This window comes from Mesorhizobium sangaii (assembly GCF_014207355.1).
Lineage (GTDB): Bacteria > Pseudomonadota > Alphaproteobacteria > Rhizobiales > Rhizobiaceae > Mesorhizobium > Mesorhizobium sangaii.
Window position 1 is genome coordinate 42,377 of record NZ_JACHEF010000001.1, and the last position, 26,826, is coordinate 69,202.

At 62.2% G+C, this 26,826-nt stretch carries 33 protein-coding genes; 15 read left to right on the top strand and 18 right to left on the bottom strand.

The annotated features are described in order from the left end of the window. Positions 1–110 precede the first annotated feature (110 nt). Both HNQ71_RS00230 and HNQ71_RS00235 read right to left on the bottom strand, forming a co-directional pair. Positions 111–1,040 (bottom strand): glutaminase, encoded by a 930-nt coding sequence (locus tag HNQ71_RS00230; protein ID WP_184870649.1) that lies wholly within the window; start codon positions 1,038–1,040, stop codon positions 111–113. Between the two features lie 4 nt (positions 1,041–1,044). Next, positions 1,045–2,193: a pyridoxal phosphate-dependent aminotransferase gene (locus HNQ71_RS00235; protein ID WP_184870650.1), complete on the bottom strand. Its 1,149-nt coding sequence runs from the start codon at positions 2,191–2,193 to the stop codon at positions 1,045–1,047. A gap of 145 nt (positions 2,194–2,338) precedes the next feature. Between HNQ71_RS00235 and HNQ71_RS00240 the strand changes: the two genes are divergently transcribed. The 6 genes from HNQ71_RS00240 (at position 2,339) to aat (ending at position 7,661) form a co-directional block, all read left to right on the top strand. Continuing rightward, positions 2,339–3,733, top strand: a complete 1,395-nt coding sequence (locus tag HNQ71_RS00240; protein ID WP_184870651.1) for a M48 family metalloprotease — start codon at positions 2,339–2,341, stop codon at positions 3,731–3,733. Positions 3,734–3,805: 72 nt separating this feature from the next. Then, on the top strand, positions 3,806–4,609 hold the full coding sequence (locus tag HNQ71_RS00245; RefSeq protein ID WP_184870652.1) for a DsbA family protein: 804 nt from the start codon (positions 3,806–3,808) through the stop codon (positions 4,607–4,609). Between the two features lie 148 nt (positions 4,610–4,757). Next, entirely contained in the window at positions 4,758–5,192 is a 435-nt protein-coding gene (gene aroQ, locus HNQ71_RS00250) for a type II 3-dehydroquinate dehydratase (protein ID WP_095090709.1), read from the top strand. A 26-nt stretch (positions 5,193–5,218) separates the two neighbouring features. After that, the gene (accB, locus tag HNQ71_RS00255) at positions 5,219–5,677 is read left to right on the top strand and encodes an acetyl-CoA carboxylase biotin carboxyl carrier protein (RefSeq protein WP_184870653.1); all 459 of its coding nucleotides are present in this window, start codon (positions 5,219–5,221) and stop codon (positions 5,675–5,677) included. Positions 5,678–5,687: 10 nt separating this feature from the next. Next, on the top strand, positions 5,688–7,031 hold the full coding sequence (gene accC, locus HNQ71_RS00260; RefSeq protein ID WP_095090710.1) for an acetyl-CoA carboxylase biotin carboxylase subunit: 1,344 nt from the start codon (positions 5,688–5,690) through the stop codon (positions 7,029–7,031). Positions 7,032–7,043: 12 nt separating this feature from the next. Beyond that, positions 7,044–7,661 carry a leucyl/phenylalanyl-tRNA--protein transferase gene (gene aat / locus HNQ71_RS00265; RefSeq protein ID WP_184870654.1) on the top strand — a complete coding sequence of 206 codons (618 nt, stop codon included), beginning with the start codon at positions 7,044–7,046 and terminating at the stop codon, positions 7,659–7,661. A 12-nt stretch (positions 7,662–7,673) separates the two neighbouring features. Here the strand turns inward: aat and HNQ71_RS00270 are convergent, their stop codons facing one another. From HNQ71_RS00270 to HNQ71_RS00280, 3 genes are all read right to left on the bottom strand, one after another. Next, entirely contained in the window at positions 7,674–8,060 is a 387-nt protein-coding gene (locus HNQ71_RS00270; RefSeq protein ID WP_184870655.1) for a hypothetical protein, read from the bottom strand. A 75-nt stretch (positions 8,061–8,135) separates the two neighbouring features. Then, positions 8,136–8,750: a DUF2155 domain-containing protein gene (locus HNQ71_RS00275; RefSeq protein ID WP_184870656.1), complete on the bottom strand. Its 615-nt coding sequence runs from the start codon at positions 8,748–8,750 to the stop codon at positions 8,136–8,138. Positions 8,751–8,892: 142 nt separating this feature from the next. After that, positions 8,893–9,291 carry an NADH:ubiquinone oxidoreductase subunit NDUFA12 gene (locus HNQ71_RS00280; protein WP_184870657.1) on the bottom strand — a complete coding sequence of 133 codons (399 nt, stop codon included), beginning with the start codon at positions 9,289–9,291 and terminating at the stop codon, positions 8,893–8,895. Positions 9,292–9,518: 227 nt separating this feature from the next. Here HNQ71_RS00280 and panB point away from each other — a divergent pair, with 227 nt between their 5' ends. Together panB and panC are read left to right on the top strand one after the other, a co-directional pair. After that, a complete protein-coding gene (gene panB, locus HNQ71_RS00285; RefSeq protein WP_184870658.1) occupies positions 9,519–10,361 on the top strand; it encodes a 3-methyl-2-oxobutanoate hydroxymethyltransferase in 843 nt (280 codons plus the stop codon). Next, positions 10,358–11,209, top strand: a complete 852-nt coding sequence (gene panC / locus HNQ71_RS00290; RefSeq protein ID WP_184870659.1) for a pantoate--beta-alanine ligase — start codon at positions 10,358–10,360, stop codon at positions 11,207–11,209. The genes panB and panC overlap by 4 nt, the downstream gene beginning before the upstream one ends. Positions 11,210–11,230: 21 nt before the next feature. Here the strand turns inward: panC and HNQ71_RS00295 are convergent, their stop codons facing one another. From HNQ71_RS00295 to HNQ71_RS00325, 7 genes are all read right to left on the bottom strand, one after another. Then, positions 11,231–11,575 (bottom strand): VanZ family protein, encoded by a 345-nt coding sequence (locus HNQ71_RS00295; protein ID WP_184870660.1) that lies wholly within the window; start codon positions 11,573–11,575, stop codon positions 11,231–11,233. Between the two features lie 178 nt (positions 11,576–11,753). Then, the gene (locus tag HNQ71_RS00300) at positions 11,754–12,452 is read right to left on the bottom strand and encodes an AIM24 family protein (RefSeq protein ID WP_184870661.1); all 699 of its coding nucleotides are present in this window, start codon (positions 12,450–12,452) and stop codon (positions 11,754–11,756) included. A gap of 162 nt (positions 12,453–12,614) precedes the next feature. After that, positions 12,615–13,097, bottom strand: coding sequence for a GNAT family N-acetyltransferase (locus HNQ71_RS00305; protein ID WP_184870662.1), 483 nt, complete (start codon positions 13,095–13,097; stop codon positions 12,615–12,617). A 13-nt stretch (positions 13,098–13,110) separates the two neighbouring features. After that, complete coding sequence (locus tag HNQ71_RS00310; RefSeq protein ID WP_184870663.1) at positions 13,111–13,806, bottom strand: hypothetical protein; 696 nt, start codon at positions 13,804–13,806, stop codon at positions 13,111–13,113. After that, positions 13,803–15,308 (bottom strand): Asp-tRNA(Asn)/Glu-tRNA(Gln) amidotransferase subunit GatB, encoded by a 1,506-nt coding sequence (gene gatB, locus HNQ71_RS00315; RefSeq protein WP_184870664.1) that lies wholly within the window; start codon positions 15,306–15,308, stop codon positions 13,803–13,805. The genes HNQ71_RS00310 and gatB overlap by 4 nt, the downstream gene beginning before the upstream one ends. Before the next feature lie 210 nt (positions 15,309–15,518). Further along, positions 15,519–15,950, bottom strand: coding sequence for a CBS domain-containing protein (locus tag HNQ71_RS00320; RefSeq protein WP_184870665.1), 432 nt, complete (start codon positions 15,948–15,950; stop codon positions 15,519–15,521). A gap of 91 nt (positions 15,951–16,041) precedes the next feature. After that, on the bottom strand, positions 16,042–16,803 hold the full coding sequence (locus HNQ71_RS00325) for a rhomboid family intramembrane serine protease (protein WP_184870666.1): 762 nt from the start codon (positions 16,801–16,803) through the stop codon (positions 16,042–16,044). Positions 16,804–17,194: 391 nt separating this feature from the next. Here HNQ71_RS00325 and HNQ71_RS00330 point away from each other — a divergent pair, with 391 nt between their 5' ends. The 5 genes from HNQ71_RS00330 (at position 17,195) to HNQ71_RS00350 (ending at position 21,231) form a co-directional block, all read left to right on the top strand. After that, positions 17,195–17,827: a PAS domain-containing protein gene (locus HNQ71_RS00330; RefSeq protein WP_184870667.1), complete on the top strand. Its 633-nt coding sequence runs from the start codon at positions 17,195–17,197 to the stop codon at positions 17,825–17,827. A gap of 116 nt (positions 17,828–17,943) precedes the next feature. Further along, on the top strand, positions 17,944–18,561 hold the full coding sequence (locus HNQ71_RS00335) for a PilZ domain-containing protein (RefSeq protein WP_095091678.1): 618 nt from the start codon (positions 17,944–17,946) through the stop codon (positions 18,559–18,561). 282 nt (positions 18,562–18,843) lie between these two features. Then, a complete protein-coding gene (locus tag HNQ71_RS00340) occupies positions 18,844–19,452 on the top strand; it encodes a transglutaminase-like cysteine peptidase (RefSeq protein WP_184870668.1) in 609 nt (202 codons plus the stop codon). A gap of 340 nt (positions 19,453–19,792) precedes the next feature. Further along, a complete protein-coding gene (locus HNQ71_RS00345; protein WP_184870669.1) occupies positions 19,793–20,545 on the top strand; it encodes an NYN domain-containing protein in 753 nt (250 codons plus the stop codon). A gap of 125 nt (positions 20,546–20,670) precedes the next feature. Beyond that, positions 20,671–21,231 carry an ankyrin repeat domain-containing protein gene (locus HNQ71_RS00350; protein WP_184870670.1) on the top strand — a complete coding sequence of 187 codons (561 nt, stop codon included), beginning with the start codon at positions 20,671–20,673 and terminating at the stop codon, positions 21,229–21,231. Between the two features lie 40 nt (positions 21,232–21,271). Here the strand turns inward: HNQ71_RS00350 and HNQ71_RS00355 are convergent, their stop codons facing one another. Both HNQ71_RS00355 and HNQ71_RS00360 read right to left on the bottom strand, forming a co-directional pair. Then, positions 21,272–21,799, bottom strand: a complete 528-nt coding sequence (locus HNQ71_RS00355) for a gamma carbonic anhydrase family protein (protein WP_184870671.1) — start codon at positions 21,797–21,799, stop codon at positions 21,272–21,274. A gap of 19 nt (positions 21,800–21,818) precedes the next feature. Beyond that, positions 21,819–22,160, bottom strand: a complete 342-nt coding sequence (locus HNQ71_RS00360) for a DUF6949 family protein (RefSeq protein WP_184870672.1) — start codon at positions 22,158–22,160, stop codon at positions 21,819–21,821. Between the two features lie 124 nt (positions 22,161–22,284). Here HNQ71_RS00360 and HNQ71_RS00365 point away from each other — a divergent pair, with 124 nt between their 5' ends. Next, positions 22,285–23,016 (top strand): hypothetical protein, encoded by a 732-nt coding sequence (locus HNQ71_RS00365; RefSeq protein ID WP_184870673.1) that lies wholly within the window; start codon positions 22,285–22,287, stop codon positions 23,014–23,016. Between the two features lie 62 nt (positions 23,017–23,078). On the opposite strand, the gene HNQ71_RS00370 is transcribed toward HNQ71_RS00365, so the two are convergent. The 3 genes from HNQ71_RS00370 to HNQ71_RS00380 all read right to left on the bottom strand — a co-directional run bounded on the left by HNQ71_RS00370 (position 23,079) and on the right by HNQ71_RS00380 (position 25,200). Then, positions 23,079–23,282: a DUF3126 family protein gene (locus HNQ71_RS00370; RefSeq protein WP_006200852.1), complete on the bottom strand. Its 204-nt coding sequence runs from the start codon at positions 23,280–23,282 to the stop codon at positions 23,079–23,081. A 152-nt stretch (positions 23,283–23,434) separates the two neighbouring features. Next, positions 23,435–24,283: a serine O-acetyltransferase gene (gene cysE, locus HNQ71_RS00375; protein WP_095091679.1), complete on the bottom strand. Its 849-nt coding sequence runs from the start codon at positions 24,281–24,283 to the stop codon at positions 23,435–23,437. Between the two features lie 278 nt (positions 24,284–24,561). Next, complete coding sequence (locus HNQ71_RS00380) at positions 24,562–25,200, bottom strand: VOC family protein (RefSeq protein WP_184870674.1); 639 nt, start codon at positions 25,198–25,200, stop codon at positions 24,562–24,564. A gap of 207 nt (positions 25,201–25,407) precedes the next feature. Here HNQ71_RS00380 and HNQ71_RS00385 point away from each other — a divergent pair, with 207 nt between their 5' ends. Then, positions 25,408–26,079 carry an HD domain-containing protein gene (locus tag HNQ71_RS00385; protein ID WP_184870675.1) on the top strand — a complete coding sequence of 224 codons (672 nt, stop codon included), beginning with the start codon at positions 25,408–25,410 and terminating at the stop codon, positions 26,077–26,079. Here the strand turns inward: HNQ71_RS00385 and HNQ71_RS00390 are convergent. Continuing rightward, positions 26,058–26,825: an alpha/beta fold hydrolase gene (locus tag HNQ71_RS00390; protein ID WP_184870676.1), complete on the bottom strand. Its 768-nt coding sequence runs from the start codon at positions 26,823–26,825 to the stop codon at positions 26,058–26,060. The two genes, HNQ71_RS00385 and HNQ71_RS00390, sit on opposite strands and share 22 nt — an antisense overlap. Position 26,826 lies beyond the last annotated feature (1 nt).

The window sequence follows — 26,826 nt, forward strand, 5'->3', positions numbered from 1 at the left end:
ATAGCCAGCCGCCAGCATGGCATTGGCTGCACCTAGAGGTTGCATCAGAGTATCCCGTCTTGGTCAAGGACTGGTGGTACCCATTTGCGGTCGTCCCGAAAAAAAAGGCTCTACGGCGCGAAGATCGACCAGTTCATCATCCTGGCCAGCTTTTCCAGCGCGATCGAGCCCAGCTTGGAATTGCCGTTGGCGTTGAGGCCGGGCGACCAGACGGCGAGCGAGGCTACGCCCGGCACGATGCCCAGTATGCCGCCGCCGACGCCGCTCTTGCCGGGAATCCCGACGCGGAAGGCAAAGTCGCCCGATCCGTCGTAATGGCCGCAGGTCAGCATCATGGCACCGATGCGGCGAGCCCGCTCGGCCGACACCACGCTATGTCCGGTCGCCGGGTTCTTGCCGCCATTGGCGAGAAAGCGGCCGGCGAGCGCCAATTGCCGGCAGCTCATGGCGATGGCGCAGTGGTGGAAATAGACACCCAGCGCCAACTCCGGCGCATGGTTGAGATTGCCGAAGGATTTCATGTAGTTGGCAAGCGCGAAGTTGCGATAGCCGGTGGCCCGTTCGGAGGCCGCGACCTCGCGGTCGATAACGATCGTCTCGTCATCGGCCAGGAACTGGATGAAACGCAGGATTTCGCCGATCGCCTCGCGCGGTTGGTGGCCGGCAAGCAGGATGTCGGAAACGACGATGGCACCGGCATTGATGAACGGATTGCGCGGAATGCCGTTCTCATGCTCGAGCTGGACGATCGAGTTGAACGGATTGCCCGACGGCTCGCGTCCGACCCGTTGCCACAGCGCATCGCCGACATTGCCGAGCGCCAGCGTCAAGGTGAACACTTTCGAGATGCTCTGGATCGAAAAGGCCTGATCGGCGTCACCCGCCATCAGCACGCGGCCGTCATTGGTGACGGCGGCAATGCCGAACTTCTGGGGATCGACCTTGCCCAGCTGCGGAATGTAGGTGGCAACATCGCCGCGGTCGGTGCGTTCGGCCATTTCGGCGGCGACTTCGGCGAGCGCCTGTTCGAGTTCCGGCATGGTGCTACCTCAACCAGCGTTCAATGCGCGCCATCGCCTCGACCATGTCGTCGTGGCTGCCGGCATAGGAGAAACGCATCGTGCGGTGCCCCGCCTGGGTGTCGAAGTCGCGGCCAGGCGTCGCCGCGACATGCGCCTGCGCCAACATCTTTCGCGCGAAGGCCATGCTGTCGTTGGTGTGCCTGGTGACATCGCAAAAGGCATAGAAGGCGCCGTCCATCGGTGCCGCCAGCGGAAAGCCGAGTTCCGGGAGGCGTTTCATCAACAGCTCGCGATTCCAGGCATAGCGGCCTTTCACCGCTTCCAGCTCCTCAGTCGCCTTGAACGCCTCGATCGCGGCGATCTGCGACAGTTCCGGCGGCGAGATGTAGAGGCTTTGGGCGACGCGCTCGACCGGCCGCACCAGCTCTTCGGGCAACACCATCCAGCCGATGCGCCAGCCGGTCATGCAGTAATATTTCGAGAACGAGTTGATGACCGTCACGTCGCCGCCATAGGCAAGTGCGGTGGTGTCGGGGGCGGCATAGGCCAACCGATGGTAGATTTCGTCGGAAATCACGGCGATGCCGAGTTCCTGCGCCGTCCTCACCAGGGCCGCCAGTTCATCGGCCGGTATCACCGCGCCGGTCGGATTGGCCGGACTTGCAAACAGCACGCCTTTCAGCGGCTTTTCGCGATGCGCGGTTTCCAGATGGCCGGCATGCAGGTAGGCGGCGTCGCCGAGCTCGATCTCGACCACGTCGATGCCGAGTGCGGCCATGATGTTGCGATAGGCGGGATAGCCGGGCGCGGCGATGGCGACGCGGTCGCCCGGATCGAACATCGCCAGGAAGGCAAGGTTGAAGGCGGCCGACGATCCGGTGGTCACCGCGATGCGGCTCGGTGGAATATCGAGGCCATAGTGATCGGCGTAGTGTTCGGCGATCGCCTTGCGTAGCGCGGCGAGGCCGAGCGTGTCGGTGTAGCCGATGCGTCCGTCCTGCAAGGCCTTGGCCGCCGCCGCGCGAACGCCCACCGGCGCCGGGTCGGAGGGCTGGCCGACGGCCATGGAAACAACCGGCACGCCCTGGGCCTTCAGGCGGTTTGCCACGGCCAGAATGTCCATGGCATGGAAGGGCTCGACATTGCCACGACGTGAGAGCGAAACGACCATTTAACCAGTATTCCCGATGGTTGAAGGCGCCAAACTCGGGCGCATGCGCCGCACAAATGCCCGATTGATGTGAGGATCACAAGTTGAGGAAGTTTCCGGCGCCGACTTTTCATCTTTCGCCCGCTCGTCTACCAGTGGAACCGTCATGTTGAGCCGACCCAGATCGACGATTGCCCGGACAGCGCGCGTCTTCGCGACGCTTTCGCTTGGCGTTGCCGTCGCGTTGGCGGATTCGGTCAGCGCCTTCGCCCAGAACGTGCCTGTGGTACGCGACGCCGAGATCGAGGCGCTGGTGCGCGACTATGCGCGGCCGATCTTCAAGGCGGCAGGACTGGCGAACGACGGCATCGACATCGTGCTGGTTAACGACCAGAGTTTCAACGCCTTCGTCACCGGGCGCCGGCTGTTCATCAACACCGGCGCGCTGATGACGGCCGAGACACCCAACGAGATCATCGGCGTCATTGCCCACGAAGCCGGCCATATCGCCGGCGGCCACCAGCAGAAGCTGCGCGAACAGCTCGAACGTGCCAAGACGATGGCCATCATCGCCACATTGCTAGGGGCCGGCGCAATGGTCGCCGGTGCCACCACCAACAGCCGCGGCCTTGCCGGCGCCGGCATGGGCATGGCGGCTGGCGGCGGCGAGATGGCGCAGCGAAGCATCCTCGCCTATCAGCGCACCGAGGAGATAACCGCCGACCGCTCGGCGATCACCTATCTCAACGCCACCGGGCAGTCCGGCATGGGCATGCTGAAGACGTTCCACCGTTTCCAGACGGCGCTGTCGCTGTCGGGCGCCCAGGTCGATCCCTACCGGATCAGCCATCCGATGCCGCAGGACCGTATCGCCAATCTCGAAGTGCTGGTGAAACAGAGCCCCAATGTCGACAAGGTCGACCCGCCGGCGCTGCAGCAGCGGCACGACATGATGCGCATGAAGATCGCCGTCTATATGGAAGGCCAGGCGGGGTTGGCGCGGCTGATGCGCAAGATGCCCGGCAGCCTTGCCGCACAATATGGCGAAGCCGAGTCGACGTACCTGTTCGGCAACATCGCCACCGCGCTCGCCAAGACCAATGCACTGATCAAGGCGCAGCCGAAGAATGCATATTTCCAGGAACTGCGCGGCGACATCCTGATGAAGGCGAACAAGCCCAAGGAGGCCGCGGATGCCTACGCCAAGGCGGTCAGTCTCGACCCGGCGCGGTCGGGATTGCTACCTGTTTCCCTTGGCCAGGCGCTGATGGCCGTCGGTACGCCTGAATCCCTCAAGAAAGCCGTCGTGCAGATCAACAATGGTCTGCAGCGAGACAAGGAAAATGCAGCCGGTTACCGTTATCTTGCACAGGCCTATGGCGAACTGAGTGACATACCGGGCGCAGAACTTGCCACCGCTGAAGGTCATTTCTATTCCGGCAACTACAAGGATGCTAAGATCTTCGCCATGCGGGCACAGCAGCAGATGAAGCGCGGCGAACCGCGCTGGCTTCGCGCCCAGGACATCATAAACTACGCACCATCGACCAAGATCAAGTGAACCTTCCGGCAGCGCGCTGCGACACAGTCAGACGAACCGGGCCGTAAAAAACAGGTAGAAGGAACAGGAACGATGAAAAAGGCACTGCTGCTGGGCACCACGGGGGCCGTGGCCGCCCTGGCCATGCTGGCTTTCGGATTCGTGGCCGGAAACCCACAGATTGCCAAGGCCGGTACGGCGCAGCCGGCCCAGACGGCAGCGGCCGACACCAAGATCGACCGCACCGAGGTCGAAGGCATCATCCGCGACTATCTGTTGAAGAACCCGGAAGTGCTTCTGGAGGTTCAGGACGCGCTCGAAGCCAAGCAGAAGGAAGAGCAGCGCATCGCCCATATGGGCGTCATCAAGGATGCCAAGGACCAGATCTTCAACTCGGCCTTCGACGGCGTCGTCGGCAACCCGAAAGGCAAGGTCACCATCGTCGAGTTCTACGATTACAATTGCGGCTTCTGCAAACGCGCCATCGACGACATGCGGGCGCTGACCAAGTCCGATCCGGACCTGCGCTTCGTGCTCAAGGAATTCCCGATCCTCGGACCGGATTCGCAGAAGGCGAGCGTGGTTTCGATGGCGTTCCACCTGATGAAGCCGGAAAAGTATGGTGAGTTCCACAACGCGCTGCTCGGCGGCCAGGGACGCGCCACCGAGGCGGCGGCGATCAAGATCGCGCTTTCGCTCGGCGCCGACGAAGCGACGCTGCGCGAGAAGATGAAGGACCCGTCGATCAACGAGGCCTTCTCCAAGACCTACGATCTTGCCAACAAGCTGGCGATCACCGGAACGCCGTCCTATGTGGTCGGCAACGAGGTGGTGTTCGGGGCGCTTGGACAGGAAGTGCTGGCTGAAAAGATCGAGGCGGCGAAAGCCGCGCTCTGATCTTGCTCACGAGCGCATTCTCACGGGCACATTCCGCGCGTTGTGGACAGTGAAAGAACGCACTTGCGCTCTTTTCGCAGGCGTCTATGCCCATTATAGAGGGCCCAGCGCGCCGGCTTGATGTCGGCGCCGGGAAAGGTCGGCTTTTTTGAAAACGGTTTTCGTCCTGAACGGTCCCAATCTCAACGCGCTCGGCAAGCGCGAGCCGGGCATCTATGGCGGCAAGACGCTTGCCGCGATCGCCGAGGACTGCAAACAGGCCGGCACAGCACTTGGGCTCGAGATCGATTTCCGCCAGTCGAATCACGAGGGCGACCTTGTCGACTGGATCCAGGAAGCCGGGGACAAGGCCGCCGGCATCGTCATCAATCCAGGCGCCTACAGCCACACCTCGATCGCTATCCACGACGCCATCCGCGCCATCGCGCCGCTGCCCGTCGCTGAAGTCCATCTTTCCAACATCCATGCGCGGGAACCATTCCGCCACGTGTCCATGGTCGCGCCGGTTGCCGTCGGCATGATCTGTGGCTTTGGGCCGCTCGGCTACACGCTGGCCCTGCAGGCGCTGGCCGCACGCCTATGACCGGCCAACAAACAGAAGGCTCGAAAATGTCGATAAAGAAGACCGGTGTTGACCAGCAGCTGATCCGCGATCTGGCGGGCATACTGAACGACACCAACCTCACCGAGATAGAGGTTGAACTAGGCGACCTGAAGGTGCGTGTCTCGCGGCAGGCACCGGCCGTGCACGCGATCGCGGCACCGCAGCCGGCCTATGCACCGTCGGGCGCCCAGCCCATTGCCGCGGCAGCCCCCGCGGTGGTCGACGTGTCGAAGAACGCGGTCACCTCGCCGATGGTCGGCACCGCCTATCTGGCGCCATCGCCTGACGCCAAGGCGTTCATCGAAGTCGGCCAGAAAGTCAAGGAAGGCCAGACGCTGCTGATCATCGAGGCGATGAAGACGATGAACCAGATTCCTTCGCCGCGCGCCGGCACGGTGACGGCGATCCTGTTCGAGGATGCGACGCCGGTCGAATACGGCATGCCGCTCGTCGTGATCGAGTAGAGCGGGCCGGATGTTCCAGAAGATCCTCATCGCCAATCGCGGCGAAATCGCGCTTCGGGTGCTACGCGCCTGCAAGGAACTCGGCATCCAGACGGTGGTGGTGCATTCGACCGCCGACGCCGATGCCATGCATGTGCGGCTCGCCGACGAAAGCGTCTGCATCGGGCCGCCGCCATCGCGCGACAGCTACCTCAACATCCATCAGATCGTCGCGGCCTGCGAGATCACCGGCGCCGATGCCGTGCATCCGGGCTATGGCTTCCTGTCGGAAAACGCCAAATTCGCCGACATCCTGGCTGCCCACAACATCACTTTCATCGGTCCGTCCGGCGATCATATCCGCATCATGGGCGACAAGATCGAGGCCAAGCGCACCGCAAAACGGCTCGGCATTCCGGTGGTGCCCGGTTCGGACGGTGCGGTCACCGATGAAAAGGAGGCCAAGCGCATTGCCGGCGAGATTGGCTATCCCGTGATCATCAAGGCGTCGGCCGGCGGCGGCGGACGCGGCATGAAGGTGGCGCATACTGAGGCCGACCTCGAGGTCGCCCTGCAGACGGCGCGCTCGGAGGCCGGCGCTGCCTTCGGCGACGATGCCGTTTACATCGAGAAGTACCTGGAAAAGCCGCGCCACATCGAGGTGCAGGTGTTCGGCGACGGTTTTGGCCGCGGCGTGCATTTCGGCGAGCGCGATTGTTCGCTGCAGCGCCGCCATCAGAAGGTCTGGGAAGAGGCGCCCTCGCCGGCCCTCAATGCCGAGGAGCGCGCGCGCATCGGCGGCGTCTGCGCCAAGGCCATCGCCGACCTCGGCTATTCCGGCGCCGGTACGATCGAGTTCCTGTACGAGAATGGCGAGTTCTATTTCATCGAGATGAACACGCGCCTGCAAGTCGAGCATCCGGTGACCGAAGCGATCACCGGCATCGACCTTGTGCATGAGCAGATCCGCGTGGCGTCTGGCGGCGGACTTTCGGTCAAGCAGGAAGACATCAAGTTCAACGGCCACGCCATCGAATGCCGTATCAACGCCGAGGATCCGCGCACCTTCACGCCCTCGCCCGGCACGATCACCCACTTCCATACGCCGGGCGGTCTCGGCATCCGCGTCGATTCCGGCGTCTATTCCGGCTACAAGATCCCGCCTTACTACGACAGCCTGATCGGCAAGCTGATCGTGCATGGGCGCAACCGCGTCGAGTGCATGATGCGGCTGCGTCGCGCGCTGGATGAATTCGTCGTCGACGGCATCAAGACGACGTTGCCGCTGTTTCGCGATCTCGTCGGCAATGCCGACATCGCCAATGGCGACTATGACATCCACTGGCTGGAAAAATATCTGGCCAAGGAAGAATAGTCCGGGGACGCGATGACCCGCCCCTTCGCGCCCGGCTATCGCATCCCGACAGACCTTTTGCTCAAGGCCTACGCCTCGGGCGTGTTCCCGATGGCCGAAAGTGCCAGCGATCCGGAGGTGTTCTGGGTGCGGCCGGAAACGCGCGGCATCATCCCGCTCGACGGTTTCCACACTCCGAAAAGCCTTAGGAAAACGATCAAGAAGCACCCTTTCGACATCCGTTTCGATTTCGATTTCGAAGCGACGATCGACGGCTGCGCCGAAAAGCGCGAGGAGCGCCGCTCGACCTGGATCAATGCGCCGATCCGCGAAGCCTATGTGCAGTTGCACCGGATAGGGCATTGTCATTCGGTCGAGGCTTGGCGCGAGGACCGGCTGGTCGGTGGCCTCTACGGTGTATCGCTTGGCCGGGTGTTCTTTGGCGAAAGCATGTTCGCCAGGGAGACGGACGCGTCCAAGACCTGCCTTTATTATCTCGTCGAGCGGTTGAAGACGCGCGGCTTCGCTCTGCTTGACACGCAGTTCACCACCGAGCACCTAAAGCGCTTTGGCGCGGTCGACGTGCCGCGCGGCAAATACGAGAAAATGCTGGCCGACGCGCTGAAGGGCGAGGCCGTATTCTACCCCTGACGATCGAGCCGCTTACTTCCCGGCGGCGGCTTCCAGCGGCGTCTGCGAATGGAACATCATCTTCCAGCCGTTGACGCGATGGACGTAGCCGGTGCTGACCAGCGCCGCGTAGGGTTCGCCGTTCTCACGCGTCGCATGCGCCTCGTAGGTCAGCATGACAATGTCGCTGCCCGGCTCGATAATTCCCTTGAGCTCGATGTCGAGGTCGCGCCAACGGTTGGGCTTGGTCGCGGTCTTGGCGAGATCGGCATTGTCCATCGCCTTGGCCATCTGCGGAAACGCCACCAGGCATTCGGTGTCGGCATTGGCCGCGTAGTAGGCCGCGTCGCCGGTCCAGAACCCCTTCTCGAGTCCAAGCAATTCCGCCTTGTCGGCCATAATCCGCTTGCTGTCTGACATTGGAATATCCTCCATGCGCATGAATGCGCCATCGTCCGTGGTCCAACGCATGGTGGCCACGACGGTTCCAGAGGATCAGTTGGCTTCGGTGGTATCCGGTTCGGTGGTATCCGGTTCCGTGATGGCCGGTTCCGTGGCATCGGGCTGTGCCACATCCGGAGTGGCGGCAGGCTTCGGCTTGGCCGCGGCAGGCTTCGACGCGTCGGCTTTGGTAGCGTCCGCCTTGGCGCCGTCGGGCGCCGGCACGTCCGACTTCTGCTTGCATTCCTTTAGCCAGACGTCATAGACGGCATGCTCGACGGCGTTGAGGCCAGGGCTTTCGGCAAACATCCAGCCGGTGAAGATGCGGCGGATCTTCCGGTCGAGCGTGATCTCGTCGACCTCGACGAAGGAATCGGTCTTTGGCTCCTCGGTCTGCGGCCGCGAATAGCAGACGCGCGGCGTCACCTGCAAAGCACCGAACTGCACCGTCTCGTCGATATAGACATCGAAGGTGATGATGCGGCCGGTGATCTTGTCGATGCCGGCAAACTCGGCGATGGGATTGGTCACCCGGTCCGATCCTGCGGGCGCCGCTGGCGCCGGTGCAGCGGGTGCCGGTTCTGGCGAAGCGGCAAAGGCCGCGGTGCTGAGGGCAAGACTGGCGGCTAGCGCCAGGCCGCCCGTCGATATTCGGTTGGAAAAACTCATCTAGGGGTACCGGTGGTTCGCGCCCGGGTGATTCTGTCGATCGCCAAGGCTAGTCGCCGTTTTCTGATCAGCAAGCAGCTAAACACCAATTGTGGCGATAAAGGATCGGCCTGCACCTTGCGCGGTTACAAGTCGGGGGCCGTTACGATCCGGGTGTCCAGGCGTCGTAGTCGCCGGTGACCTGAGGCCGATGCTGATTGGTCAGCACCGAGCCTTTCGGGCGGTAGGCCGCCGGGGTGCCCGTCAGATTGGGCTGATGCGGCTTCTGCCAGTCGCGCGGCTGGTAGGTCTCGCTGGCCGGCGCGACATCGACACGGTGATGCATCCAGCCATGCCAGCCGGGCGGTATCGCGGAGGCTTCCGAATAATTGCGGTAGATGACCCAGCGGCGCGTGCGGCCTTCCGAATCGATGCCGCCTTCGTAATAGACGTTGCCCGTCTCGTCCTGGCCGACCTTCTTGCCGTGCCGCCAGGTGTGCAGGCGCGTTCCCAGCGTCTGGCTGTTCCACCAGGTGAAAAACTGCGTAAGGAAAGTCTTCATCTCAGAACCCTCGCGCCAGCAGCGCCCGTTTCCTGCTTATGGCGTCAGGCCTTCGGGAAGGCAAGGGTTTTGCCGCAGCGAGCACGCAAATCGCCTGCCGGGAACCCGACACAAGCCCGTGATCCTCTCGACCGCAAGATGCACGCTTGCCAAGCCTTTGCGGTCTTTCTAAAGCTTTGCGCGCCCAAGCCGGTATCCAACCAGCGGCAGGCCGACGGAGGTGACGATTGGGCGCGGAAATACCGACCACCGACATTCGTATCAGCGCCGACACGATTCGCCGCCACAAGGGCGGCACACCGATTGTCTGCCTTACCGCCTATACCTATCCCATCGCCCGCTTGCTCGACGACCATGTCGACCTGCTCCTGGTCGGCGACAGCGTTGCCATGGTGCTGCACGGCCACGAGACGACGCTGGGCGCCTCGCTCGAGATGATGATCGCGCACGGGCAAGCGGTGATGCGCGGCTCGGCCAAGGCTTGTGTCGTCGTCGACATGCCGGCCGGCACCTATGAGGATTCGGCGGCGCAAGCCGTCGCCTCGGCGCGGCGCATGGTCGACGAAACAGGCTGCCAGGCGGTCAAACTCGAGGGCGGCGTCGGCATGGCCCGGCAGATCGCCGCAATCGTCGCTGCCGGTATTCCCGTCATGGGACATATCGGCCTCCAGCCACAATCTGTGGAGAAAGACGGCGGCTACAAGATCAAGGGACGCACCGAGGCGGCCGTTGCGGCTTTGGTTCGCGATGCACTCGCGGTCGAAAGCGCCGGAGCGTTCTCGGTGGTCATCGAAGGCACGGTCGAGACCGTCGCCGCCGACATCACCCGCCGCATCGCCATTCCAACCATCGGCATCGGCGCCAGCGGCGACTGCGACGGGCAGATCCTGGTCATCGATGACATGGTCGGGCTGACCGTCGACCGGGTGCCGAAATTCGTCAAGGAGTATGCCGATCTGCGCAGCGTCATCTCGCACGCCGCCGGACGCTACGCAGCCGAGGTGCGAAGCCGGACATTTCCCGGCCCCGGCCATGTCTTTTCAGCGACAAGGCACGGGGATGACGCATGAGCCGGCCCGTCGTCGTCGACAGCGTTGCCGCACTGCGCGCGCAAATCCGCGACTGGCGGCGCGACGGCCTTCGTGTCGCCATGGTGCCGACCATGGGCGCGCTGCATGACGGGCACATCTCGCTGGTCAGGATCGCACTCGAAAAAGCCGATCGCTGCGTCGTGTCGATCTTTGTCAATCCGACGCAGTTCGCGCCGACGGAAGACCTCGACAAATACCCGCGCCAGCTCGCCCACGACCTCGACCGGTTGAAGGTGGCCAAAGCCGACCTTGCCTTCACACCGACAGTTGGCGAGATGTATCCCGCCGGTTTTGCCACGAAAATCTCGGTCGGCGGCCCCTCCGCCGGGCTCGAATCGGACTTTCGGCCGACGTTTTTCGACGGTGTCGCCACCGTCGTGGCAAAGCTCTTCCTGCAGGCAACGCCCGACTGCGCGATCTTTGGCGAGAAGGACTACCAGCAGCTTTGCGTCGTCAGGCAGCTCTGCCGCGACCTCGACCTGCCGGTCGAGATCATCGGCGCACCGACGATACGCGACGCACATGGTCTCGCCATGTCGTCACGCAACGCCTATCTCGGTGAAGCCGAACTCAAGATCGCCCGCCAACTCAATGTGATATTACGCGACACGGCGGTGGCTTTGACGGCAGGTGCTGACCAAGGCGACGCAACCGCCGAGGCCAGCCGTGCCCTGGTCGCAGCCGGCTTCCGCAAGGTCGACTACGTCGAGGCCCGTGAAAGCCTGACGCTCGCGCCATGGCGTCGCGATCGTGAAGGGCGCGTGCTTGCGGCCGCCTGGCTCGGCAAGACGAGGCTGATCGACAATTTGGACGTTCGCTCCAACTAGCGCGGCGGTTTGCTGCCTCGCCTACCTCTCTCGCATTCGTCCGCTGGTCCTGACGAACAGTTGCCCCACAAAAATCCCAATAATTCCGGCTGATGCCTTCACAACTGCATCGGCAAACTGCGCGTGGCGACCGGGATCAATGATCTGAAGCAGTTCCAGGACGCCGGCGGTCACAACCACGAAGATCGCTGCTTGATACAGACGGTTGGGGAAGCCGAGCGCCAGGACGAAGCCCAAGAGCACATAAGCCAAGGCGCGCTCAACGTTCGCCTCGGCTATGTGTGGCCGCATCTGGATCGGCGACAAGGTTGAGAAAATGATGATGGCGAGCAGCACCAGCGCTGCAATGCGGGACAGTTTGATCATGTTCCTGCATATCCGTCGTGAGCCGGCGCAGCAAACGTCGAGATGACGCATGGCCGTATGCGGAACCGATGACGGCCAGCAATGCCGGTGGAGCGTGATGTCAGCGCAGGTCGGCCCGGCTCCTGGGCCGGAACCATGCCGGCGAACCTGCGAAGATCGCGAGCCATCTGATCGCCGCCTATTCCTCGGTCGGCATGTGCAGATACATCGACTGGATGCCGACCCGGCCCGGCCCGGTGAAGCGGTTGACGATGAAATTCATGTTGGCGCCGAAGAAGCCGCTCGACAGGCGATCGATCTTGGTTTCCATCCTGACCGAGACATCCTTGAACAGCCAGCCGCCGGGCTCGATGTCGATGGTTTCGCCGGCGGCGAGCGTTTTCTCGAAGACATTGCCGTAGCCATGCAGCCAGACGATGCCATCGCCGGCATCGCCGCGAAAACGGTCAATGAAGAAGCCGCTCTGGCCAAACAGCATCGTCGCCAGGCCGCGCACGCGCTCGAATGTGTACTCGACGTTGCCGGTGGCGGCGAGAAACTGGTGCTCGCGCACCTGGATCTCCTCGCCACGCCTGAGATGGATCGGCACGATATGGCCAGGCCCATCGCGGCTGAAGGCGATGATCCCTGCCCCGGACGCTTCGGTGACGAAGATCTGCATGCCTGCCATCATGCGCTTCAGCGCGCCCTTCAGCGATTTCAGGCCGATGCTGATGGTCGAATTCTTCCACAGCAGGATGTGATGCTCGAAATAGACCGGCATGCGCGTCACATCGACCGAAAGCACCGGCACCAGTTCGCCCGCGATATGATAGGTGACGCCGCCAAAGGTTTCGTCCGACACCTGTGTCGGCATCAGTTCCGGTAAGCTCGGCATGAAAATCCCCCAACGCTGCCCAACACACGCGTCCGTCTGTTCCGGCTTCCGGCAGGGTCAGCTGAAGGAGCTTTGCTGCGGGACTTTCAAGCCGTCAAACGAAAACAGAGCTTTGTCGCGGTGCTCGCGCGAAGGTGATCGAGATACGCCGGCAGGTGGCGGTCAGCCGGCAAGAGCCCTGATGTAGACTCGCGTCGGATGTCCGAAGGCCCCGGTATGTTCGCCGACATCGGCGGATCGCACGAAGCCGTTTGCCTGGTAGAAGGCGATGGCTCGGATGTTCTGTTCCTCCACCTCCAGGCGGATGGCGCGGGCCTCCGGGAAACTTTCGATGACCTCATCAAGCAGCATGCCGCCGATGCCTCGCCCCTGCAGGCTGGGCAGCACGTAGAGCTGCTTGAGCATGATCAGTTCGGCGCCTTCGGCAAATGCCATGCCGCCGATCCGCTTGCCATCATCGGCCACCAGGAATTCCGAGTTCGGCCGCGTCAACCGCGACCGCAGCGAGGAAATCGAGTGCCAGTCGTCGGCGATCTCGGTCACCTTGGCAGCGCCGTAGATTGCGTCATAGGTCGCATGCCAGGTCTCGACCAGCAGCGCACGCACTGCGGCAAGGTCGCGTTCCCCGGCGGTGCGAACGAACATGGTTCTCTCCCGCCTATGTTGCGACCGGCTTGCGCCGGAAGTCGGCCACGGCAAGCAGCACCACCCAGACGAGAAGCACCATGCTGCCCGGCATGTTGGCCGCCATGGCGGTGCCGGAGAAACCGGTTGCCGCGGTCGCGAAACCGCCGACCAGGACACCCACGGCGCCGACGCCTCCGAGCAACGACAGCCACAACGGACAGCGCCTAGCCTGACCCAGGGAGACATTGGCGAGCAGAACCGTCAAGCCGAGCAGCATGGCGCTGATCGCGGCAAAACCGACTTCGATCTGACGCACGGCGAAGGCGGCGCTGAACAACGATGGTTTTGTCGCCGTATCGGCGGCGGCCCATGCATTGACCACCGCCTTCAGCGCAATGCCGTCGACGGCCTGCAAGGCAGCTGCCGCCGCCAGCGACGCCGCGCCGAACAGGATCGTCAGAAGAGCCCAGCCGCGAAGCGGGCCGTCCGACAGACGGCCAAGGATCAGCACAAGGCCGGCGACCATCGACAGGACGCCGGCCAGCTGTGCCATGTGGCTGAACAACCAGATGTGGTCGGCGGCATATTCACCGAAGGCGGCAAGCGCGTCATTCGGATCCTCATGCATCAGATGCAGCGACGTGCCGACAAAAAGCAGCGCGGCGCCGCCAGTCAAAAGGGCCGACGAGACGCTTGCCTGGTTGCCGGGCTTCGCGTCTCGGCTCATTGATCCGCGATGCCGAGCTTGGCCTTGACGAGCTCGTTGACGGCTTGCGGGTTGGCCTTGCCGCCGGTCGCCTTCATCACCTGGCCGACGAACCAGCCGGCCATGCTCGGCTTGGCGCGGGCCTGTTCGACCTTGTCCGGGTTGGCGGCGATCACCTCGTCGACTGCCTTCTCGATGGCGCCGGTATCGGTGACCTGCTTCATGCCACGGCTTTCGACTAGCTGGCGCGGATCGCCACCCTCGTTCCAGACGATCTCGAACAGGTCCTTGGCGATCTTCCCGGAAATGGTGCCATCCTTGATCAGATCGATGACCGCTCCAAGCTGATCGGGCGAAACCGGAGCGTTTTCAATGTCCTTGCCGGCCTTGTTCAATTGCCCGAGCAGGTCGTTGATGACCCAGTTGGCGGCAAGCTTGCCGTCGCGGCCGGCGGCCACCTTCTCGAAATAGTCGGCGATCGGCTTTTCCGAGACCAGGATCGAAGCGTCATAGGTCGACAGGCCGAGCGAAGCGATCAGCCGCGCCTTCTTGTCGTCCGGCAATTCCGGCAATTTCCCAGCCAGCGCGTCGACATAGGCCTGATCGAATTCCAGCGGCAAAAGGTCGGGATCGGGGAAATAGCGGTAGTCGTGCGCCTCTTCCTTGGTGCGCATCGAGCGCGTCTCGCCCTTGACGGCGTCGAACAGCCGCGTCTCCTGATCGATCTTGCCGCCATCCTCGAGAATGGCGATCTGCCGGCGCGCCTCATAATCGATGGCCTGGCCGATGAAGCGGATCGAGTTGACGTTCTTGATCTCGCAGCGCGTGCCGAATTCGCCGCCCGGCTTCCGCACCGAGACGTTGACGTCGGCGCGCATCGAGCCTTCATCCATGTTGCCGTCGCAGGTGCCGAGATAGCGCACGATGGTGCGCAGCTTGGTGACATAGGCCTTGGCTTCATCGGCCGAGCGCATATCCGGCTTGGAGACGATTTCCATCAGCGCCACGCCAGAGCGGTTGAGGTCGACATAGGACATGGTCGGATGCTGGTCGTGCATCGACTTGCCGGCATCCTGCTCCAGATGCAGCCGCTCTATGCCGACCTCGATGTCCTCGAACTCGCCCTGACGATCCGGACCGACCGAGACGATTACGGTGCCCTCGCCGACAATCGGCTGCTTGAACTGCGAGATCTGATAGCCCTGTGGCAGATCCGGATAGAAATAATTCTTCCGGTCGAAGACGGACTTGTGGTTGATCTGCGCCTTCAGGCCAAGGCCGGTGCGGATCGCCTGCTTGACGCATTCCTCGTTGATGACAGGCAGCATGCCCGGCATGGCCGCATCGACGAGGCTGACATTGGCATTGGGCGCTGCACCGAAAGCGGTCGAGGCGCCGGAAAACAGCTTTGCCTCCGAGGTGATCTGAGCGTGGACCTCGAGCCCGATGATGATCTCCCAATCGCCGGTGGCGCCGGGGATCAGGCGTTTTGCATCAGGGGTACGGGTGTCGATGAGGGTCATGATGGCCTGCGACTTGCGATGACTGAACTCACATTTGAACGTGAGTTTCACGTCGAACGTGGAAGTCATTCGCTAGTGCAAACCGCCAAAAGAGACAAGCGTAAAGCCACAGCCTGGCCTTTTCAGCCGCTTCGAACCCACGCGGGCTAGACCACGGCTAGACTGCGGCTCTGCCGGTCGGTTCACCGGCCGGCGGTTTCCGTTCACCGCTCAAGCGGTGGCGATGTAGGCCCTGATCTCGTCGGCCTCGCGCTCGACGTCCTCGATGCGGCGCTTAACCACGTCGCCGATGGACACGATGCCATCGAGCATGCCGTCCTTTTCCACCGGCAGATGGCGGAAGCGGCCCTTGGTCATGATCTCCATCACCTCGTTGACGGTGTGGTTCTCATTGCAGATCTTCACCTTCGGCGTCATAGCCGAGCGCACGGCGATATCGAGCGCGGCTCCACCTTCCCTGGCGACCACCCGCACGATGTCGCGCTCTGAAAGAATACCGACGATCTTGCGATCGCCATTGGTGATGACCAGCGCGCCAATCTTGTGTTCGGCCAGGATGCGGATGGCTTCGCTCAGCTTTTCGTTTGGCCCGAGCGTCAACACGTCGTGGCCTTTTTTCTCGAGAATTGCCTTAACCGTCATGGCGTCCTCCTCCTCTGCTTTTGCCTGCCGGTTCCTGCCCTGACCGGCTTTCACATAAGAGTGAACATGGTGCGCCGTCATCGGTTGCATTTCAAGTGCGGCGGTCGGTGGTGTCCCATTCAGGCGCCTGCCATGGTCGGTCGAACCAGCGCAGGCCGAAGAAGCCGGCGACAAAGCCGCCAATATGGGCCTCCCAGGCGATCTGGCCTTCAATTCCGGGGGCAAAGCCGAGAAGGCCAGTGGCGAGGTTGATGATCATCCATACGGCAAGGAAGATCACGACGCCGCGCGAGCGCAGGACGATGGCGATTGGCAGCACCGGGCCGGCGAAGGCAGCCTTGCCGGCCGACGAGCGCTGGGTGTGGAAACCGAAACGCGCGGCAGCGCCCATCATGCCGGAAATAGCGCCCGATGCCCCGACCAGCGGCGCTTCTCCGTACGGATGGATGGCCCAGAAAAGCAAGACCGAAGCGAGCCCCGTCACGGCAAAGAACAGCGTGAACCGGAGCGTCCCCAGGCGATTTGCCAATGGCGAACCGAAAGCGGCGAGCCAGACCATGTTGATGGCAATATGGGCGAAGCTGCCATGCAGGAAGGCGTAGGTGAACGGGCGAGTGAAAAGGAACCAGTCGAAGCCGTATTGCCCGGTGTAGAGAACAGGGATGAAGGCACCGTCGTAGAGCAGCATCAATTGCTGTTCCTGCGTCAGCACGTACTGCTGAAACAGGTAGACGACCGCGCATATGCCCATCACCGCCAGGACGACAGGTGGCAGATTGAACACCGGCTCGCGCCGCTGTTCGGGTCCATCCTCGATCGGCTCGATTTCCGAGGGGCCTTCCGGTTCGCTCATATGAAATTGCACTCAAGCAGGGGTTTCGGGTTCGAGCATCTAGATCACCCCCGAACGAACCGCAAAGGGCGAATCGCCCCATCGCGAATCAAAAAAAAGCCGCTCAAGGTTTCCCTTGAACGGCCGATCGAGCCCCCTGCTCCCCCTAAAACTCTTGACTGAAGTGCTGCCGATCGTCGCGAAACGACCGCTTCTGGAGTGGTTTTTGTGTGCCATAGGGGCCGCTTCGCTGCAACGTCAACCACTTGTTAACCTTAACGGCCCCGACCCGTGAACAAGTGTTAACGACGCTGGCACGCTTCCTGCTCCGCAACGCATGTAGGTCATCGGAGGGCGCCCTTTCTGTTCACCGATGGGACATCAGACGACAGATTGCGCGGAGCAGCATAGCATGAACCAGAACGGATCGATCACGCTGTTCCAATATTGGAACCGCCTGCGTGACGGACGCCCCGCCCCGAAGCGTTCGGAGGTCGAGCCGGCCGACATCAAGTCGCTGCTGGCCGATACATTCATCCTGGAAAGGGACACGCGCGGGCAAGCCGTCTTCCGGCTGGCCGGCACCAGGCTTTGCGCCTGCTATGGCCGTGAGCTCAAGGGTTTCTCCTTTCCGTCGCTGTGGCGCGAGAAGGATCAGCGGCTCGTCTCGCGGCTGATCCATGGCGTCTTCGACCAGAAGTCGGTCGTGCTCATCGCCTTCGAGGGTTTCAGCCGCAACGGCCGTACCAACAAGTTCGAACTGCTCGCCTTGCCGCTTGACGGCGGCGTCGAAAATCCGCGCTGCCTGGGCGTGATCAGCGCCGTGGAGAAGCCCTTCTGGCTGGGTGCCGATCCGATCACCGACGCCTTGATCGATTCGATTCGCGTCATCGATCCGGAGAAGGAGCTCCTCAACAACCGTCCGGCGATCGATGTTCCTTCGCTCGTTCCCGACGAACTCGCGGCACCCGAGACGATATCGGCGCTAGGCCGCGCGCGCCGCATCCGCCATCTCGTCGTCTTCGATGGCGGACGCGAGGAATAGGGGCAAATCTCGCAGCAACGGGACCTGCTTTTCCCCTTTATTAACCCCCATTGTTGTACTTCTCCGATGAAGTTCCTCGCATCGACGCGCGGGATGCCAAACGAGGTGTGGCAGTCATGAGGTCAGCGGCGGTCGACTATGCGCCGTCCCAAGCTGAAAGGCGTAACTTTCAGCGCGTCCGGGTCAAGATTTACGGGCGCTTCATGCTGGAAGACCGCACCGAACACCCCTGCCAGGTTGTCGACATGTCACCGGGCAATGTAGCGCTTCGCACCGAACGCATTGGCATGCCGGGCGAAAAAGTCATCGCCTATATCGACCATATCGGCCGCATCGAAGGTGTCGTCACGCGCACCTTGCAGGACGGTTTCGCGATGACCGTCATCGCGTCCGACCGCAAGAAGGACAAGCTTGCCGCGCAATTGACGTGGCTTGCCAACAAGCACGAACTCGACCTGCCGGAAGACCGTCGACACGAGCGTGTCGCGCCGCGCAACCCGACCAGCGTGCTGCAGCTCACCGACGGGCGCCAGTACCAGTGCCGTATTATCGACCTGTCGCTTTCCGGCGCCGCTATCGAGATCGACGTCAAGCCGGCAATCGGGGTCCAGGTCATGCTCGGCACGATGCGCGGACAGATCGTCCGCCATTTCGAGGACGGCGTCGCCATCGAATTCGCCGTCATCCAGCGTCCCGAAACGCTCGATTCCGAATTCAACACCCCGCGCGCCTGACGAGCCCAACAGAAGCACTCCAGGAAACTGGCCCTTAGCGGCCGGATTTTTTGTTTTTCATGCCCGGACGGAGAAGCTTCGACAGTCCGAGCCATTTCCCAAAGGGCCAGCATGACAAGAGGCTCGCGGAGCGCGCCGCCGCAAAACTCCAAACAATTCAATATTTAAATGATTCAAATTTTACGCTTATTCTACTGAGGTTTTACTCAATATCTACTTCGCGCTTTTGCCCCAAATAAATCCACATGTGGCAATGTCTCCTTCGAACGGGGAGACACAAGAATGAAGAAGACGAGGGGCAAGCTGTTGCTGGCGGCAATGGCGATGCAGCTTACCGCTTGGGGATCAGCATATGCCGCGGGACCGGCCTATATGCACACCGGCGGACGCACGACGCAGCCTGTTGGCCATTATGAATTCTGCCAGCGCATACCTGGCGAATGCAGCGAACGGACGCCCAAGGGCCCGCCGGTCGAACTGACCCGCAAATTGTGGGCGACGATCGTCAGCATCAACAATTCGGTCAACGCAAGAGTCAAGCCACGCACCGACATGGAAAATTACGGTGCCGAGGAATACTGGGCCTATCCCGACAATGGCTATGGCGATTGCGAGGACTACGCGCTGGAAAAGCGTCGCGAATTGATGAATGCGGGCGTGCCGGCCGGCAATCTGCTGATGACGGTCGCGCGCCAGCCGAATGGCGACGGCCACGCGGTGCTGACCGTGCGCACCAGCCTTGGAGAATTCATTCTCGACAATCTGGAAACCAAGGTGCTGGCCTGGACGGACACGGACTACACCTATCTCAAGCGCCAGTCGGACCAGAATTCCGGTGTTTGGGTGACGATCAACGACGGCCGTTCAGACGCGGTCGCCAGCGTCCGCTAATGCATGTCGCTCAAAAGTGGCCCCGGTTTTGAGATAACGGCATGCATGAACTAGAGGTCAAGCGCGTCGCATGAAGGCGACCGCTTCAGGAGAAACCCGGTCGAGTCCCCACCCTCCCCGTCCCCAACGACCGGGTCAAAGGAGCCGGCCCCGTCCCCGGGCCGGCTCCGCCATTTCTGGGATAACCTTTTGAAATCCCGATAAAGGCACAATTCCAATAGCTTAGATTTCGGTTTGCGGCTCACTTCTGCTACAACGGCAGAGTAGCGAACCGCGGTTGGTGATGGTTTCACCGGCTACAGTTCGAAACTTGAGAGTGCGTCAGCCCAGGAAGTGTCGCATGCCGACCGAACCCCGATCACCGCGCCTTGCAGTTCTTATCGACGCCGACAACGCTTCCGCCAAGATCGTCGACCGCCTGTTCGAGGAGATCGCGAAGATTGGCGAAGCCAGCGTCCGCCGCATCTACGGTGACTTTTCAAACGTCCGGTCGAAGGGATGGGCTGATGTCTTGTCAAAGCATGCGATCATCCCGCAGCAGCAATTCGCTAATACCATCGGGAAGAACGCGTCCGATATCACACTGGTGATCGACGCCATGGACCTGCTTCACAGCGGTCGTTTCGATGGTTTTTGCCTGGTCTCTTCCGACAGTGACTTCACCCGGCTTGCTGCACGCATACGCGAACAAGGCGTCGACGTGTTCGGGTTTGGGGAGCAGAAAACTCCGGAGAGTTTCCGGCAAGCATGTCGGCGATTCGTCTACACCGAAAATCTTCTGCGTGGCACCGCAAACACTCACGATAGTGCGCCCGCAGCCAAGCCGCTTCAATTGCCGAGCGCTGCGATGCCCATGCTCAAGAAAGTCATTGGCCAGATGGAAAGTGAGGATGGTTGGGTGCATCTCGGAACCTTCGGACAACAGCTGTCAAACCTGTTTTCAGATTTTGATCCCCGCAGCTACGGTTTCAGCAAGCTGAGTGATCTGGTGAGGAATACAGACGCATTTGAAATCGAAGCTCCGAAGGGCGGAGGCATGCGAATACGGACCAAGCCTACGGCTGGGAAGAAGGTAAAAAACAAAGCCGCTTAGCGATGCCTAGACGGTCATGGGCCCATCGACCCGCCAAGGCGCGTCAGAACATCAAGACCGCCTTTCCACGGGCAGGAGATCGAGGCACACTATAGGCCCTTGGTTTCGCCTTCTGGATCACGGCGATGTTGGAAATCCCGGAAGATCGATGCGAGCGCCATCGCCTGTTCAAGGCGATCGACGATGCGTTCAAGGGCGGCGATTTCGAGGGCCTGGGCGTGGCCTTGGGCGGCTCGCCCTGCTGGTTCGACGAACGCATGCCGTTCGAACTCGGCCTCGGGCATCCGCTGGAGTATGCAATCTATTGGAGCCCCTTAGGCTTCATCTCAACTTTGCTGAATGCGGGATCGGATCCGAACTATCAGGATCACGGCGGATTTCCGGCAATCATTGCGGCGCTGTCCACCGACCGGGCCGACAGACTGGAAATCATGCGGGTGCTCATCGAGGGTGGCGCCGATCCCAATATGCGGGGCGTGAACGACTGGACGCCGCTTCACTATTCGGTGGCCATCCGCAGCGTCGACGCGATCCGCCTGCTTTTGTCGGCGGGCGCCGACCCGGCGCTCGAAACCCGCATCGACGACTACAGGACAGCCATCGAGGAAGCCGACATTGCCGGCTTTGAAGCCGGCGCTTCCTTGCTGCGCGATGCGATGGCCAGACGCAACTCTAGCCGACGGTGAGTTGGGGCATGAGGAAGCCATCGGCGAGCGAGGGCTCGCCTCAAACCTTCTTCAGTCCAGCCTTGAAGCGCTTGCCGTTGGCGACGTAATGCGCGGCCGAGCCGCGCAGTCTGGCAGCGGCCGCCTCGTCAAGCACCCTGATCGCCTTGGCCGGAGAGCCGACGATCAGGGAATTGTCCGGAAATTCCTTGCCTTCGGTGACCAGAGCGCCGGCGCCAACCAGCGAATTCCTGCCGATCCTGGCGCCGTTTAGCACGATGGCGCCCATGCCGATCAGGCTGTTGTCGCCGATCGTGCAGCCGTGCAGCAAGGCGCGGTGGCCGATGGTGCAGCCTAGCCCGATGGTCAGCGGAAAGCCCGGATCGGTGTGCATGACCGTGTGTTCCTGCACATTGGTGTCAGCACCGATGACGATCGGCTCATTGTCGCCGCGGATGACGGCACCGAACCAGAAGCCGGCATTGCGGCCGACCCGCACGTCGCCGATCAGCGTCGCATCGGGCGCGATCCAGTTTGAGTCCGCGTCTGCGAAGCTGGGCTCCGTTCCATCGATCGCATAAAGCGGCATTTTCGGTCTCCGAATCGTCTCAGCCTGGAAGGCTGGAGCCTAGGAGACCGATCGTCCAGGAGGCAATGGCAAGCACGACGACGCCCAACGCCAACGACCAGGCAATCGCCGTGCAGCCGCAGGACATCAGCGCCAAGGTCGAAATACGGCGCTCACGCCGAGCATCGAGGGCGTCGTTGACCAACATGAAAGGGCCCGCACAAGCGGTGGCGAGCAGCGAACGCAACAGATGCGACGGCGACACGTAGGGCTCGGTGAAAGCGACCTTGCGGCCCGACACCAGTTCCATCATCGATCCAGCCAGCCCGCAGGCCGTCACTCCGACTACAAAAGCGAATACGGTGAGTTCCAGCGGGCCCATCTTTACGTTCCATTTACCATGAAATTGCACAGTCGTTCCATGGAAGCTGCAAGAGCCATGCCGTGCGATGTGTGCCGCCCAAGGACACCCAAAGGCGGACAGCATCCGAGATCCGAGGACTGAGATGAAGCAGGCAGCGATCACCGACGGCCCCCAACTCACCGTGGTCGACTCCGTTTTGATGAAGCGGGTGTTCTACGCATTCGCGGCGCTGGCGCTGCTGTCGGTAGCGATCAGCCTTGCCGGCAAATGGTTCGGCCATTCGATCGCCATGGCCGGGTACACCGACGACGCAACGATCCATCAGGTGGTGATCGGCAACAATGTCATCGCCGTGCCGGCCAACGTCATCCGTTTCGCCCAGGCCCGGCGCGACGGCATTGCCTCGCGGCTCGACCTCTATCTGCGCTATCCGCAGATGGACGGCTACAGCGAGCCGGCGCGCGACGATTTCAATCACATGGGAGCGAGCAGGAACATCATCTTCCTGTCCTTCGAACAGCAGATGATGTCGCGCGACATGAGCGGCCGCTTCGCGCCGATCTACAGCGCGTTGATCATCCAACCCGGCATTGCAGGCCCCGGCGGCACGACGGTGTACCGCTTCAATGAGAAATCAGGCTACCTGAACGAGGTGCTGGTTGTCGGCAAGCGCCCTGGCAAGGACCCGTTCGTGGCCCGCTGCCTGAGCGGTCCGAGTGCCGAGGAATCGCTGGCGCCCTGCGAGCGCGACATCCAGGTCGGCGACGAGCTCAGCCTCACCTATCGTTTCCCCAGGGAGTTCCTGGGTGATTGGCAAGCGCTCGACGCGGCAATCGCCGGCGAAGCCGCGCGCCTCCTGAAAACAAGACATTAGGAGGGAAATCGGGCTGGCCGGCCGCATTCGAAGCGGAGCCGGCCGAGCGCAGGATTGCTGGCTCAGGCCAGGTCGATGTCGAGGATCGCCATCGAAAAATTGTAGTCGCCGTCGTCCTCGTCCTTGAAGACGATGCCGAGAAACTCGTCGCCGACATAGACCTCGGCCGAATCTTCCTTGCGCGGCCGTGCCTTGACCTCGAGCTTGGGGTTCTGGAAGACGCGTTTGAAATAGGCGTCCAGCTTTCTGATTTCGTCCGGCTTCAACAGTCTTCTCCGATCATCGGGCTTGCTCGTTCGAACGCGCTTCTGGCACGTCGACAATGGCGATGTAAAGGCAAGCGGCCCGATAACACGGGAACAACCGCCCGCTCCGTCCCACGGCCGGCAACCGGCCGCAGGCAGCGGGCAGATGAAAATCAGATGTCGAAGCTGACGACCTGATCCATCGTCTGCGACGGCAGAAGCTGGTCCATCTGGCGCGACGGCTGATCGCAGCCGGTCTCGCCGACGACGCGGGCCGGCACGCCGGCAACCGTCTTGTTGTGCGGTACGGGCGACAGCACCACCGAACCTGCCGCGATCTTCGAGCAATGGCCGATTTCGATGTTGCCGAGGATCTTGGCGCCGGCCCCGATCAGCACGCCGTAGCGGATCTTGGGGTGACGGTCGCCGCCGGCCTTGCCGGTGCCGCCCAGCGTCACGCCGTGCAGGATCGACACATCATCCTCGATGACCGCGGTCTCGCCGACGACGAGGCCGGTGGCGTGGTCGATGAAGATGCCCTTGCCGATGCGAGCGGCCGGGTTGATGTCGGTCTGGAAGACCGAGGACGAGCGGCTCTGGAGATAGAGCGCGAAATCCTTGCGGCCCTGCTTCCAAAGCCAATGCGCCAGCCGATGGGTCTGGATGGCGTGGAAGCCCTTGAAATACAGCACCGGCATGATGAATCGGTCGCAGGCCGGATCACGGTCGTAATAGGCTTGGATGTCGACGCGCACGGTCGTCGGCCAATCCTTGTCGTCGGCCAGCATCGACTTGAAGGTCTGGCGGATGAGATCGGAGCCGATGTCCTGATGGTCGAGCCGCTCGGCCAGCCGATGGATGACCGCCTCTTCCAGGCTGTCCTGGTTGAGGATGGTCGAATAGAGGAACGCGGCAAGCAGCGGGTCTCGGTTGACCGCCTCCATGGCCTCGTCGCGGATCGAGCGCCAGATCGGATCGACCGGCTGCAACGCGCTCTGTCGGGAAATGCTGATGCTGTTCATTGCCGTCTCGTCCTGCGTCCTGCCGGGCTGGCCTGTTGTGCTCGCCTTGTCTGGCCGCACATATAAGCCAGATCATAGCACGATTGAACTCAATTTTCCTTAGTGCAATGTCAAATGGATTTGGTTCGCGGGAATTCAAGCGGCCATGGAAAACGAACCCTTGATCGGCAATGCGCCGAACGGGCGAACCTCCCGCGCTTGAGCGCGCGGAAGGTCAGGTGGCCGGCGGGCCTGATTTCACCGCGACATCGATGACACCGCGATACCGTGGCCGCTGGTCACGTCGGCAGCGGCTTGCCGGCCTGTTCCGCCACCATGTATTCGGCATACCAGTCGGGCCAGTTCTCATCGCGCTGTCCGCCGGTCCGCGTCTCGTGTTCGCCATGCGCGGCCGCCGCACGCCGCAGCGCGGCAGCAAGCTCGGTCGACGAGGTGAATGTCGTGTCGTGGGCATCGACGCGCCCAGGCAATCGCTGGGTGATCTCCTGCAGCAGCCAGCTGTTGCCGTCCGGGTCGCTGAACGAGGCAAAGGAGGAATAACTGCGGCCCTCCGGATGCCTGCCGCTGATCGGCGGCTGCCCAGGGCCCGCACGGTGAAACACTTCGCTCGCATCGACCCCGCGCGCCACCAGTTCGGCACGTGCCGCTACGATATCGGACACCACGAGATAAAGTCCCTTTGCCGAGCCTGGCGCGGCGGTCGTGAGGCCCTTGCCAAAATGGATCGAGCATGGCGAACCCGGAGGCGTGAACTGCACGACACGAAAAGCATCGCCAACGACGAAGTCGGCATCGAGCCTCCAGCCCAGGCCACCATAAAAACGCTTGGCCCGATCGGCATCCGAAACGGAAATGATGACGGCCTCCAGCTTCATGTCGATAGTCCCCGGTCGAAGGGTCTCGGTTGCGGTGGTCATGTCAGGCTCCTTGGGTTTGAGTGCTTTGAAAAATTACAAGATGCGTCCGAGCGGGTGACCGCGTGGATCCTGCTCATGCCAAGGAGCTTCCCGCCATCATGCGATTTGGTCAATTGGGTACGGCACCATGGCTCCCCGCCGCCTTCCGCCGTGCCGCGTTTTGGCCCAGAATGCCGGGATTATTTTATTGGGTGATAGTGACGCCGCATGGAAAACGAACCTTTGATCGATGAGCCGCTGAAACGCGAGCTTTCAGCGCTCTACGCCGCGCAAGACCGCCACTATCACAACCTTGCCCATATCGAGGCGATGCTGGCGCTGGCGGGCGACTATCGAGTGTTGCTCGGCGATCCCGAAGCCGTCGAAGCGGCGATCTGGTTCCATGACGCCATCTATGACAGCAAGGCCAAGGACAACGAGGCGCAAAGTGCCGCCCTTGCCGAGCAAAAGCTGGCGGGCCGCGCTGAAACCGCGCGCCTCGACCGCATCTCAGCGATGATCGTCGCCACCGCCACGCACCAGCTGCCGTCGTTCGACGACGCGACGGCAGTACGGGACGTGCTGCCGTCGTTCGACGACGCGACGGCAGTACGGGACGCCGGTCTTTTCCTCGACATGGATTTGTCGATCCTGGGGGCTCAGCCGGATGCCTTCGATGCGTATGAGCGCGCCGTCCGGCGCGAATATCACTGGGTCGAGGAGCCGATGTGGCGGGCCGGCCGCAGCGCGGTCCTGAAGAATTTCCTCGCCCGCCCGCATATCTTCCACACCGAAGCGTTTCGCCAGCGTTTCGAGCCTCAGGCTCGACTGAACATGGCGCGGTCGTTGGAGGCCCTTACGCCTCCGCCGCCGTCCGCTCAGAGCGGATTTTCGGCATAGAACTCCAGCACACGTTGCTTGAAGGTCTTGTCCCCGACCGCCAGCATATGGTCCCGACCCTCGATGTGGAAGGCCCTGGCGTTCGGCATCAATGCCGCGAGTTCATCGGGCGAGCCGCCAATGTCGTCCGTCGTGCCGACGGCGATCAGCGTCGGCTGGGCAATGCGCGCAAGATCGTCCTCGCTCAGCAATTCTCGCGACCTGGCGATACAGGCGGCCAAGGCCCGGCGGTCGCTGCGGGTCTGGTCGGCGAAGGCGCGAAACGATCGGCCGCGCGGATTGCTGGTCGTGGCAGGATCGTCGGCGAGCAGGGCTGCGGCGATCGGATCCCAATCGCCGACGCCGTCGATCATGCCGATGCCAAGCCCGCCGAAGACCAGCGTCGCCACCTTGTCCGGATCGGACAGGGCCAGGAACGCCGCAATGCGCGCGCCCATCGAATAGCCCATCACGTGGGCGCGTTCGATGCCGAGATGGCCAAGCAAGGCGGCGGCATCAGAAGCCATCTTGACCGGCGTGTAGTCGGCCTCGTCATAACTTTTCGACGACGAGCCGTGGCCGCGATTGTCGAAAGCGATGGCGCGGTAACCGGCATCGTTCAGCGTCTTGAACCAGCCCGGCGATACCCAATTGACATAATGGCTAGAGGCAAAGCCATGGATCATGAGCACCGGATCGCCCTTGCCCGACGCCGGCTGGCGGTCGAGGAAGGCAAGATCGAAGCCGTCATGGGTGAAAACCTGCATC